The sequence below is a fragment of the Roseobacter sp. FCG-D35 genome (genome assembly GCF_033436665.1).
GTDB lineage: Bacteria > Pseudomonadota > Alphaproteobacteria > Rhodobacterales > Rhodobacteraceae > JAWQFO01.
Genome location: NZ_JAWQFO010000002.1, coordinates 17,980 through 29,218 on the forward strand (window position 1 = coordinate 17,980; position 11,239 = coordinate 29,218).

Below are 11,239 nucleotides of genomic sequence, written 5' to 3' on the forward strand. Positions count from 1 at the left end.
GCCATAGCGCGCTTGATATCCTTGGCCGACCTGCAACGACGGACAGATCACGGATCGTGTTGACCCTCGTAGTGTTCGTTAAATTCTGCCGACGCGGAAAGGCGCAGACGCGCATTTGATTGCGCGGACGGCTGGGTCATCTGCCTCACTGGAGTGGCTCCGCTGCCGTGGCGGCACGTCGATTTCGCAAAGCCAAACCATGTGACCGGCGCGCCAGCTTCGAAAGCGGGCGCAGATCGCCCGAATCTTATCACTGGCGCCACCTACAATACCGGGATGCCCAGAGGTCTGTGAGGCCTCCGTCGGATCGGTCGGTCGGATTGGTCCCCTCCGTTACGTGCCTGCAAGCGGCCCGCAACCGGAATTGGCCGCTCAGGTGATACGCTGGATCGAGGCCATGATCTCGTCCCGCTCGAAGACCCGTTTCCAGTCGTCCTTCATCAGGGCCGGGATGCCGAACTCGATCGCCTTGTTGCAGGCATCGGAAAACTGGCCTTCCTGAACGCCGAAGATCACGGCACCGAGGATGTTCATGTGACCGAGCAGAAAGTCGCGGGCGCAATCCTCGGAAATGCCCTGCTTGACGCATTCGTCCATGGCCTGCTTCATCACCACCAGCAGCGAGGCGCAGACCGTCTCGGACAGCCCGGGTTCGAGATAGGCGAGCTGTTCGACCGTGACCCGGTAGGTCTGGCGCACCGGCGCGTAGATCGCCCGGGCGACGGTATCGCCGAGCGCGTAATGCTCTTCCGGGCCTTGCATCAGGGCGTTCACCACGCCCTGCGGATGTGCGACACCTCCGAACCGGTCGAGGCGCGCCGCCTCGGTGGCCTCGTTGTGGTAGATCATCGGATGGCAGGGGTGGGTCACGAAATAGGTGATGTCATCGCGTTCCGGCAGGTGGCCGGCATAGGGCGCCGCCGCGTCTAGGATCACGACCATCGTGCCCGGCGCCAGTTTGTCGACGATGCCGGTGGCCACCTTTCCGATCAGGGTATCGGGCACGGCAAGCACCACCACCTCGGCCCCGTCGAGCGCCGCGTCCTGCGCGACGCAGTCGACGCCGACGGCCTCCTTCAGCCGCGCACGGCCGGCCTCGCTGACTTCGACGTGACGTACTTCGAAGTCGGTCTCGGCGAGGTTCAGCGACAGGCGGACGCCCATCTTGCCACCGGCACCCAGCAGGGCAACTGTCGTCATCTGAGGTCCTCCCGATACCCGCCGACGGCTTTACTGGTGTGATGAGATTATATGTTGCAGGAGCTGTCAACCGAAACCTCCGCAGGACCACGATGACCAGGCGTGCAGCATGGTGCGGCAAAAACGTCACGGGCTCTGCGGCGATAATCGAAATGCGGGCCTTGGCCGGCAGCGACACGGCTTAGTACTCCGAAATTCCCGACGCCGGGGCCTACCGGACGATCTAGCGGCTGATCTGCGTCAAACAGTTCCAGATCAAAATCATCGGCGCGGAATGCTGGGAGCCCGGCGACAGCTTCGTAAATTTGTTCCGCGATGTCGGGGCCCCCAGCTCCGGCCCGGCCGTTCATGCGGCGCAGCTGACGCTGCCGAATTACGCCCGCGATCACCCCGAACTACCGGCGGCGCTGGTGGATCGGGCGACTGATAGACGCCGAGGGATATGCGCACGTAGCGTTGGATCGTGACACCGCGCGGTAACAGGTGCGGAGGCCGGGGCAGGGCATCTGTCCCGGCACGGGCCGGACCGGTTTTACGGGGTGGATGTCCCCGTGATCGCCCGGCGGGCTCGTCAGGCGGTCAGCGCGACGGGCAAAGTGCGCGGTTTTTCGGGCCGTCCGAACAGCCGCCGGATCAAGTTCTTGGTGTATTCCGCACGCAGACGACGAGCTTCCGCCTCTACCTTGGTAATGTCGATTCTGCCATGTTCTTGCATTTTTTTGGTCTCCGGGAAGGGATGGGATGTTGTTGTGAAGCAGAGATCGGTGCTGGGTCCGCGAAATGCCAATCAATCCCGCCATGCGCGTGGCGCATGGAAATCGCGCCTTGCGATGCCATGACTGCAACTCTCGACCTGGGCGGAAGAGACGACTTAGTCTTGGGTCAGACGGGACTGACGAAAGGCACCTCATGCTCCGCGACACCAACCTGATCCTCTGCCCAATCAACCTCCGGCACGCCAAGCTGGACTTCGGCGCCTATGACGAGGCGATCGCCATGTGCAGGCGGCGCGGCGCGCGGCTCATCGTCGCGACGGTGGCACCCGAGATGGAGCGCAACCTGAACATCCGGGACTCGGTCGCCTACTGGACTGCGCAACTCGAGAAGTTCGTGACAGACCACCCTGCCGAGGGCGTGGAACTCGAGACCGTGGTGCGCAAGGGCGCGGTCCACCGCCAGATCGTCAAGCTGGCCGAGGAGCGCAACGTCGACGTCATCGTCATGGAATCGGCCAATCCGAAAGTGCAGGACTATCTTCTGGGTACGACGGCAAGTCACGTCGTCACCCATGCCAACTGCTCGGTCTTCGTGGTGCGCGGCTAACGGTGCGCCAGCCTTCCGGAGAGCCCGGAAGCCTGGCAGTTGGTGCGGGCCGGCCGGCCCCGCTCAGATCTTCTTGTATTCCGATCTGAGCGCCAGCCAGAGGCAGTAGCACATGATCAGGATCACCAGGGTGAACGGGATGCCCATCGACACCGCGGCCCCCTGAAGCGCGTTGAGCCCGCCGCCCAGGAGCAGGGCGATGGCGACCAGACCCTCGAGGGTGCACCACCAGACCCGCTGGATTACCGGCGCGTCGAGCTTGCCGCCGGCGGTGATCGTGTCGATCACCAGCGAGCCCGAGTCCGAGGAGGTGACGAAGAAGATCACGATCAGCACCAGCGAGACCGGGGCGACGACGGAATAAAGCGGAAGCTCTTTCAGGAAACCGAACAGCGCGCCTTCGGGGGCATAGCTGTCGATGACCGTGGCCTTCACGCCTTCGGCGCTGCCGGCGTTCAGCATGTCGATGGCCGCCCCGCCGAAGGTCGACATCCACAACGCGCAGACGGCGGTCGGCGCGATCAGGGCGCACAGCACGAATTCGCGCACCGTGCGGCCGCGCGAGATTCGCGCGATGAACATGCCGACAAAGGGCGACCATGCGATCCACCAGGCCCAGTAGAAGGTCGTCCAGCCGTGGAAATAGCTGGTGTCCTCGCGTCCGAACGGGTTCGACAGCGCCGGCAGAAGGGTCACGTAATCCACCATCACCGAGAAGTAGCGGGTGATGGCCGTGGCGATGCCGGTGACCGCGATCACGAAGATGAACAGTAGCACCGCCATGACCATGTTGATCTCGGACAGCCGCTTGACGCCCGCGTCCATGCCCATCAGCACCGACCCCAGTGCGATCAGCGTGATGCCGACGATCAGCAGGACGGTGACCGTGGGTGACGGAGCGATGCCGAAGACCTCGTTAAGCCCGGCGGCGACCTGTTGCGCTCCGAGACCGAGCGAGGTCGTCAGCCCGAAGAGCGTCGCGAAGACGGCCAGCGTGTCGATGACATGGCCCCAGAACCCCCAGACCCGTTCGCCGAGCAGGGGAAAGAACGCCGAACGCAGCGTCAGCGGCAGGTGCAGGTTGTAGGCGAAGATCGCCAGCGCCAGCCCGACCGCGGCGTAGACCGCCCAGCCTTCCAGCCCCCAGTGATGGATGGTGCCCACGACGCCGATATACTCGTTCCCGGGCTGGGTGATGTCGATGTTCAGCGGGCGTGCGGCCCCATCTTCCGAGAAGTTGTAATAGACCGGCTCGAGCACGCCGAAGAACAGCAGGCCGATGCCGATGCCGGCCGCGAACATCATCGCGATCCAGCCGGCGTAGGTGTAGTCGGGCGTCGCGTCCTGGCCGCCGATCCGGACCTTGCCGACCGGAAGCACGATCAGGGCGAGGCAGAAAAGCGTAATGGCATCGACCGAAAGCACGAGAAACCAGTCGAACGTGCTGGTCAGCCACGGCCGCAGCCATCCGAAGAATTCGGCTGTCGCCTCCTGGTTGGTCAGCGCCAGGATCACGAAGCCAAGGATCAGGATGCCGGAGACGATGAAGACCGGATTGTGAATGTCCAGTCCGAGCGGCCGGATATTGTCTTGGCCGAGTTCGTATTCTGTCTCGAAATCCCAGACCCTGGGGTCCGGATCGAGCATCTTCTTAGTTCCGCTGTCAGACATGATTTTTCCCACCGTTTTTGTCCCGGGTGCAACGACCCTTGCATGTCAGTCGCCGTTCTGTCCAATCCGCTGTCGCACGGCGGTCGTCGCCGCAAGATGCGAATGCGCCCGTCGGGGGCGATCCCGCTTCGGACATCCGCGCTTGCTTTGAGTTCGCCGGGACGGTCTGGATCGGCACGCGGCCGCCAGTCGCATTGCCAGAACGCCCAGCAGGAGAAGGTTTGGATGGAAGAGATCGTCGTTCCGATCGCCGGGCTGTCCTTCGAGGCGGAGAAACGCGAGACCGTCGACCACGTCGGGCTGATGTCGGCCACGCTTGCGGCCCATGTCGCGATCCTGTTTGGCTGGTTCGCGCACCAGGCCATCACCGAGATGGGGTTGCAGCTGCCGCTCTTCGTACCCTGCCTGTTGGTCGGCATGGTGATTTCGAACACGATCCCTTACCTCTTTCCGCGCATGGGATGGCCGGCGGGCAGCCGCGCACTGGCGGTGGTGTCGGATCATAGCCTGTCGATCTTTCTCGCCATGTCTCTGATGAGCATGCAGCTCTGGACACTGGCGGAGCTCGGCGGCCCTCTGCTCACGGTGCTGGCGATGCAACTCGTCATGACCGTGCTTTTCATCGGCTTCGTGGCCTTTCCCGTTGTCGGGCGCGCCTACCTTGCCGCCGTGCTCTCTTCGGGGTTCACCGGGTTCGCCCTCGACGCCACGCCGACGGCGATTGCGAATATGTCGTCGGTGACCAAGCGCTACGGCGCAGCACCGCTTGCCTTCATCGTGCTTCCGCTGGTCTCGGCCTTCTTCGTGGACCTCGCCAACGCCTTCATCATCCGTTTCTTCGTCGGCTTCTGACGTGACGTGCGCGCGTCACGCGTCGGCAAGGCCGGGCCGGTCTGCCGGGTCGTCGCCGGGGCGGGCACCAAAGAAGATCGCGTAGAGCGTCGGCACGATGATCAGCGTCAGCACCGTCGCGAAGCTGAGCCCGCATATGATGACAACGGCCAGCGACTTGAAGAACGGGTCCCACAGCAGCGGCACAACGCCCAGCACCGTGGTCAGCACCCCGAGCGAGACCGGCCGCACGCGGCTGACGGCGGCGTCGACGACGGAAGCCATGCGGTCCTTGCCGCCGGCGATCTGGCTGTCGGTCTCGTCGATCAGGACGATGGCGTTCTTGATCAGCATCCCGGTCAGCGACAGGATCCCGAGGATCGCCATGAACTCGAGCGGCGTTCGGGTCGCGGCCAGTCCGTAGATCACGCCGATCAGCGCCAGCGGCACCGTCAGCCAGATGATCAGCGGCTGTTTCCAGGCATTGAAAAGAAAGATCACCACCAGCGCCATCGCGCCAAAGCCAAGCGGCATCGTCGCCGCGAGGCCGGCATTGGCGTCCTGCGAATTGCCGTATTCGCCACGCCATTCCAGCGCGTAGCCAGGGGGCAGTGCGATCTCTTCGACGGGGCCGCGCACCTCTTCGAAATAGTCGCCGGAAAGGGTGCCGGGCGGGTTGTCCGCCTGTGCGGTGATTGTCAGCTTGCGGTCGATCCGCCTCAGGTTGCCCGAGGCGAACACGATGTCGAACCGGCTCACGACCTGCGCGATCGGGATGTAACCGCCCGCGACCTGGCTGAAAACCTGGACGTTGCGCAAGTCGCCGATGTCCTTGCGGGCCTGTTCCACCGGACGCATCACGACGTCGATAAATTCGTCCCCCTCGCGGTAGACGCCGAGCGTCGTGCCGTTGAGTTGGGTGTGCAGCGCCTCGGAGATCTCGGCCTGGGTGAGCCCCAGCCGCCGCGCGGCGTCGTTGTCGATCACGGGCTGGACGATCTGCGGCTGCTCGCGCCAGTCGTCCTTGACCGCGATTCCGCCCTCGGCCAGCATGATTGCCTTGGCCTGCTCGGCAAGTTCGCGCAGCACCGGGGCATCGGGGCCGGAGAACCGCGCCTCCACCCGCGCGCCACCGCCCGGTCCGAGAACGAATTGCCAGACCTTCGAATTGGCGTCCGGATAGGTCTCGTCGATCCACGCCTGCAGATCCGATTGCAATCCGCTGATCTGCCGGTAGTCCTCGACATCGACCAGGACCTGCCCGTAGAAGGCGGTCGCGTCCTCGCTTTCGTAGATCAGCATGAAGCGCAGATGCCCGCCGCCGATGCTCGTGTTGGTGCCGGTCACCCCCTCGAGCGACCGCGCGTGTTCGGCGATGGCGCGCATGTCGGCCTCGGTGCGTTCGATGTCCGCGCCGTTCGGCAGGTAGTAGTCGATCACGAACTGCGCCCGCGTCGAGGCGGGGAAGAAGCCGGGCGGCACGGCCGAGAACAGCGCGACCGCCGAGACGAAAAGCGCCACCACAAGTCCCACCGTCAGCCACCGCAGCCGGATCGCGGTGCCCAGAAGCCGGCGGTACCCGGTCAGCAGGGCATTCTCTCGTTGCTCGGTTTCCACCTTTGCGGGCTTCAGAAGCAGCGTGCAGAAATAGGGCGTCAGCCAGATCGCGATCAGCCACGAGAACAGCAGCGCGATGGCGATCGTCCAGAACAGGCTGCCGGCGTATTCGCCGGTGTTGTCGGGCGAAAAGCCGATCGGCGAGAAAGCGAGGATGCCGACGATGGTTCCGCCGAGCAGCGGCCACTTGGTCCGTTCGACGACCGATGTCGACGCGGCCGCCGCGGTTTCACCGTTCTGCACCCGCACCAGCGTGCCCTCGACGACCACGATGGCATTGTCGACCAGCATGCCCAAGGCGATGATCAGCGCCCCGAGCGAGATCCGCTGCATGTCGAGCCCGTAGGCGTACATCCCGAACAGCGTCCCGGCGACCGTGACCAGAAGGATACCGCCCATCAGGATGCCCGAGCGCAGCCCCATGAACACCAGCAGCGTGCCGACGACGATGACCAGTGCTACGACGACATTGGTCACGAAATCGTCGACCGAGGCCTTCACCGTCACAGACTGGTCCGAGATCGGCAGAACATCGATCCCGATGGGCCGGTCGGCCTCCAGTTCGGCGATCCGGGCATTCACCGCCTGGCCCATGTTGACGACGTTCCCGCCGAGCGTGTTCGACACGCCGATCCCGATGGCTGGCTGCCCGTTGCGGTAGAGCATCGTCGTCGCCGGCTCCCGAAGACCCCGCGTGACCGAGGCGATATCGCCAAGTCGAAAGGTCGCTCCGGTCTGCGGGTTGCTCAACAGCAGGTTCGAGATCGCATCGACCGAGTCGATTGCGCCCTGCGGCCGGACTTCCAGACGCAGCCCGCCCGCCACGACGCTGCCGCCCGGCACGACGAGGTTCTGCGCCTGGAGCAGCGGTTGAATGTCGCTGGCGGACAGGCCAAGCGCGATGATCCGGGCCGGGGCATATTCGACGTAGATCACCTCGTCCTGCACGCCGCTCAGGACCACCTTGGACACGCCGTCGACGGTGACAAGCTCGCGCTGGAGATCTTTTGCATAGGCGTGGAGTTCAGGCAGGCTGTAGCCCTCTCCGACCACTGCATAGTAAAGGGCGTAGACGTCCCCGAAATCGTCATACACCTGGCTCTCGAGCGCGTTCGGCGGCAGGTCGCCCTGGGCGTCGAGGATCCGCGCCCGCATCTGCTGGAAGCGCTGGTAGAGGGCGGGGTAGGTCGGCGTCGAGGCGATTGTGAATTCGACCGTGACGGTGCTGAGCCCCGGCGCCGAAACCGAGCGGACCTCGTCGACCCCCTGAAGCTGCTGCAGGGCATTCTCGATGACCTCGGTCACTTCCTCCGCGGTTTCCTCGGCCGAGGCGCCGGGGTAGGGCGTGATGATCTGCGCCTGCCGGATGATGAACTCGGGGTCCTCGAAGCGGGGCAGGGCGGTGTAGGCGAAATAGCCCGCGACCAGGATCAAGACGGTCGCGATGGCCGAGATCAGGCGCTTTTCGATGGCGAACCGGGCCAGGTCCATGGCTCAGTTTCCCACGCTTGCGATGGGCCGGATCTTCATTCCGTCGGTCAGGCGACTGACGCCGGCCGACACGATGACGTCCCCGTCCTCGAGGCCGTCGAGCACGTCGACGCGATCCTGGCGCGCTTCGCCCAGCGAGACCGGCTGCCGGCTGATCGTATCGTCCGCGCCGACGCGCCAGACGAACGCCGCGCCCGCCGGATCGCCACCGACCGCCGACAGCGGTACCGGCATCGTCCTGGTCTCGTTGGGGCTCGAGGCCAGCACGCTGGCGACCATTCCGGGAAGGATGATCGTGCCATCGGGAACTCTGACCGAGGCGCGGCCGCGGTAAGTCTGCGTCGCGGCATCGGCCTGCACCGAGAACTCGACGATTTCAGCCGGAAATGTCTCGCCGGGCAGGGAATCGAACGTCGCGATATTGGTGACGTTATTGAAGCCGGTGCGTGAAAAGGTCGAGACGTCCGGCCCCGGTATGTCGAAGGCAAGGTGCACGGTGTCGAGCGCCTGGAGCAGCGCCACGGTCTGACCGGACTGGACGTTGGTGAAGTTCTCGATGTCGCGCCGGGCGATGATGCCGTCGAAGGGCGCGCGAAGCGTGGCGTCGGCGAGGTCGTCCTCGGCGACCTGCAGCTGCGCGTCGAGCCCCCGGATGGCGGCTTCGGCGGCCGCGATCTCCTCGGGCCTCCCACCGGCCTGACCGATGCGAAGCTGTTCGCGCTGGCTGCGCAGGTTGGCCTCGGCGACGCTGAAATCGGCCTCGGCGCCTTCCAGCTGCGCGGCCGGTGCCACGCCGCGTTCGGAGAGCTGCCTGATACGCTCGACGTTGTCGCTGGCCTGGTTCAGCTGCGCCTCGGCCGCGGCGACACTGGCTTCTAGGGCCGCGATCTCTTCTGGCCGCGCCCCGGTGCGCAGCGCGAGAAGCTCGGCCTCCGCCTGTTCGATCTGGCTTTGAAGCTGGGCGATCTTGTTCCTGAAATCCCGCGGATCGAGTTGTGCGATCACATCGCCTTCGGACACCTGGGTCGCGGCGCGGACGGGAAGTTCGGTCACGCGGCCCGACACCTGGAACGACAGCTCGACTTCGCGCGAGGGCAGAACAATCGCTGGATAGGATCGCCGGATCTCGCTGGCTGACTGCTCGACCGTAAAGACCTTTGCCGGACGCACCGTGTCCTGAGCCCAGGCCGCCGGTGCCAGGATCGCCAGCCAAACTCCGATCCAGACGCAGGACCGGCGCGGTTTTCCATGCATCATCTTATCTGTCCCTGTCATCCCCTCTGGACACCGTACCGTCTGGAGGTCGGAAAACAAGACTTCGGCAGATCCTCGAAGGTTACCGAGCCGGTCTCGCAGCGTCGCGCGATATCCGCACGCTACCCTTCGAAAATCGCAATCCTCTGGCAGGTTTAGCGTGTGGCGCAGCATCAGATCGGACGCCTGATCTGCCCCGTGCGCCCGTTTGGCGGCAGCGCCGCAGGGCAAATTGGTCTGGACAATTTCAAAGCTGTAGGATTTGGTTGGACCCGTTTAGACGTCAAACGTCCAAGACAAACCGGGAGGAGAACCGAATGTCCGCAGACAGCATCAAGCCGGGCCTGACACGCCGGGCCTTCACGATCGGAACCGGCGCCGCCCTGGCGGCGGGCACGATGAACGTGCCGGGTGCCCTGGCGCAGGATTTTCCGTCAAAGCCGTTAAAGATCATCGTGCCGTTCAAGCCGGGCGGTCGCACCGACGTCGTGGCGCGCCTGCTGTCCGAGAAGATCCAGGCGAACGGCTGGCTCTCGCAGCCAATGGCCGTGGTCAACGCCGACGGCGGCGCGGGCGCGAATGCCGTGAACCTGATGCAGCGCGACGACCCGGACGGGCACACGATCGTGCACTGGCACCACCAGATGCTGATCGCGATCGCCATGGAACTGGGCAACTTCCAGCTCGATGACTTCAAGTCCATCGGCTACACCGGCGGCGGCAGCCCGGTCTGGACGGTCGCTGCCGACAGCCCCTACCAGACGCTCGACGACCTCATCGCGTATCTCAAGGAGAACCCACGCGGTCTGGTCGAGGCGGTGGGCATCGGCACCATCCCGCATTTTGTCGGCGCCATGCTCGCCAACGCGGCGGGGTTCGAGACGCGCTATGTCACGGCCAACTCCGGCGCCGACCGGTTGCGCATGGTGCTGGGCGGCAACGCCGACATCGCGCTGTTCGCAGCGTCGGAATATCTGGCGCAGGCCGAGGGGCTGCGGCCCCTGGTTTATTTCGGGAAAGAGCGTCTGCCCGACCTGCCGGACCTGCCGACGGCGACCGAACTGGGCTACGATGTGACCTGGGCCAACCCGAACTGGTGGCTCGCCCCGGCCGACACACCCGACGCGCATGTCGAGATGCTGGCCGCGGCGCTCGAACAGGCCATCGCCGATCCCGAGATCGTCGACTACTTCACCTCGAACACGCTCGAGGCCTACTGGACGCCGGGCGCGGAGGCGATGGAAGACGCCCGCAGCACGCTTGAGCAGCTCAAGGGCATCGCGGCCACCATCGGCTGAACAAGGTCCGAGCGCCGCGGCGCGGTGCGCCGTGCCCCGGCCCATCTCCGCCTGGGAGTGAAACGATGCGCCCCGAAATCAGACGTGCAGGCGGCGATCTTCTGCTGGCCGCGCTTTGCGGGGCCGGTGCGGTTGTCCTGCTGATCGGGGCGGCCGGGCTTCCGCCGCCGCGCTTCGAGCCGCTGGGATCGGCCGCGATGCCGCGCATCCTGGCTGCCCTGCTGATCCTGTTCTCGACGATCATCGCCGCGCGTGCGGCCGTCACGCTGCTGCGACGCGCACCCATTGAAGACCCGCTCGAACCCGACCCGCCGGGGACCGAGGCCCGCGTCCGTTCGCTGCTGACCTTCGCGGCGCTTGTCCTCTACGTGCTTGCGCTCGACGTTCTGCGGGTGCCGTTCTGGCTCGCGACGACCGCATTTCTGGGCGCCATAGGCCTTGTGCTGACCGGGTTCGACTGGAAGGCAGGTGCAATTTACGCAGGACTGGGCGCCGCCCTTGGAACGGGGCTGGCCTGGGTGTTTCAGAGCTTCCTCTACATCTCGCTGGGCTGA

General features: G+C 65.1%; 9 protein-coding genes. 4 read left to right on the forward strand and 5 right to left on the reverse strand.

What is annotated here, in order from left to right; translation table 11 throughout:
- Positions 1–372: 372 nt before the first annotated feature.
- Positions 373–1,200: a phosphogluconate dehydrogenase C-terminal domain-containing protein gene (locus tag R5H30_RS04235; protein WP_318326801.1), complete on the reverse strand. Its 828-nt coding sequence runs from the start codon at positions 1,198–1,200 to the stop codon at positions 373–375.
- Between the two features lie 571 nt (positions 1,201–1,771).
- Positions 1,772–1,915, reverse strand: a complete 144-nt coding sequence (locus R5H30_RS04240) for an RSP_7527 family protein (protein ID WP_318326802.1) — start codon at positions 1,913–1,915, stop codon at positions 1,772–1,774.
- 194 nt (positions 1,916–2,109) lie between these two features.
- Between R5H30_RS04240 and R5H30_RS04245 the strand changes: the two genes are divergently transcribed.
- Positions 2,110–2,523: a universal stress protein gene (locus R5H30_RS04245; RefSeq protein ID WP_318326803.1), complete on the forward strand. Its 414-nt coding sequence runs from the start codon at positions 2,110–2,112 to the stop codon at positions 2,521–2,523.
- A 63-nt stretch (positions 2,524–2,586) separates the two neighbouring features.
- Here R5H30_RS04245 and R5H30_RS04250 read toward each other — a convergent pair whose 3' ends face one another.
- Positions 2,587–4,194, reverse strand: coding sequence for a BCCT family transporter (locus tag R5H30_RS04250; protein ID WP_318326804.1), 1,608 nt, complete (start codon positions 4,192–4,194; stop codon positions 2,587–2,589).
- Positions 4,195–4,419: 225 nt separating this feature from the next.
- On the opposite strand from R5H30_RS04250, the gene R5H30_RS04255 reads away from it, so the two are divergent.
- Complete coding sequence (locus R5H30_RS04255) at positions 4,420–5,046, forward strand: sodium/glutamate symporter (RefSeq protein WP_318326805.1); 627 nt, start codon at positions 4,420–4,422, stop codon at positions 5,044–5,046.
- Between the two features lie 15 nt (positions 5,047–5,061).
- On the opposite strand, the gene R5H30_RS04260 is transcribed toward R5H30_RS04255, so the two are convergent.
- Complete coding sequence (locus tag R5H30_RS04260) at positions 5,062–8,133, reverse strand: efflux RND transporter permease subunit (protein WP_318326806.1); 3,072 nt, start codon at positions 8,131–8,133, stop codon at positions 5,062–5,064.
- Positions 8,134–8,136: 3 nt separating this feature from the next.
- On the reverse strand, positions 8,137–9,408 hold the full coding sequence (locus tag R5H30_RS04265) for an efflux RND transporter periplasmic adaptor subunit (RefSeq protein WP_318326807.1): 1,272 nt from the start codon (positions 9,406–9,408) through the stop codon (positions 8,137–8,139).
- Between the two features lie 296 nt (positions 9,409–9,704).
- On the opposite strand from R5H30_RS04265, the gene R5H30_RS04270 reads away from it, so the two are divergent.
- Positions 9,705–10,685, forward strand: coding sequence for a Bug family tripartite tricarboxylate transporter substrate binding protein (locus tag R5H30_RS04270; RefSeq protein WP_318326808.1), 981 nt, complete (start codon positions 9,705–9,707; stop codon positions 10,683–10,685).
- A 65-nt stretch (positions 10,686–10,750) separates the two neighbouring features.
- The gene (locus R5H30_RS04275) at positions 10,751–11,239 is read left to right on the forward strand and encodes a tripartite tricarboxylate transporter TctB family protein (RefSeq protein WP_318326809.1); all 489 of its coding nucleotides are present in this window, start codon (positions 10,751–10,753) and stop codon (positions 11,237–11,239) included.

Coding starts and splice junctions, on each gene's coding strand:
- R5H30_RS04270 (WP_318326808.1), top strand. CDS start 9,705: ATGTCCGCAGACAGCATCAAGCCGGGCCTGACACGCCGGGCCTTCACG.
- R5H30_RS04260 (WP_318326806.1), bottom strand. CDS start 8,133: ATGGACCTGGCCCGGTTCGCCATCGAAAAGCGCCTGATCTCGGCCATC.
- R5H30_RS04255 (WP_318326805.1), top strand. CDS start 4,420: ATGGAAGAGATCGTCGTTCCGATCGCCGGGCTGTCCTTCGAGGCGGAG.
- R5H30_RS04235 (WP_318326801.1), bottom strand. CDS start 1,200: ATGACGACAGTTGCCCTGCTGGGTGCCGGTGGCAAGATGGGCGTCCGC.
- R5H30_RS04245 (WP_318326803.1), top strand. CDS start 2,110: ATGCTCCGCGACACCAACCTGATCCTCTGCCCAATCAACCTCCGGCAC.
- R5H30_RS04275 (WP_318326809.1), top strand. CDS start 10,751: ATGCGCCCCGAAATCAGACGTGCAGGCGGCGATCTTCTGCTGGCCGCG.
- R5H30_RS04265 (WP_318326807.1), bottom strand. CDS start 9,408: ATGACAGGGACAGATAAGATGATGCATGGAAAACCGCGCCGGTCCTGC.
- R5H30_RS04250 (WP_318326804.1), bottom strand. CDS start 4,194: ATGTCTGACAGCGGAACTAAGAAGATGCTCGATCCGGACCCCAGGGTC.
- R5H30_RS04240 (WP_318326802.1), bottom strand. CDS start 1,915: ATGCAAGAACATGGCAGAATCGACATTACCAAGGTAGAGGCGGAAGCT.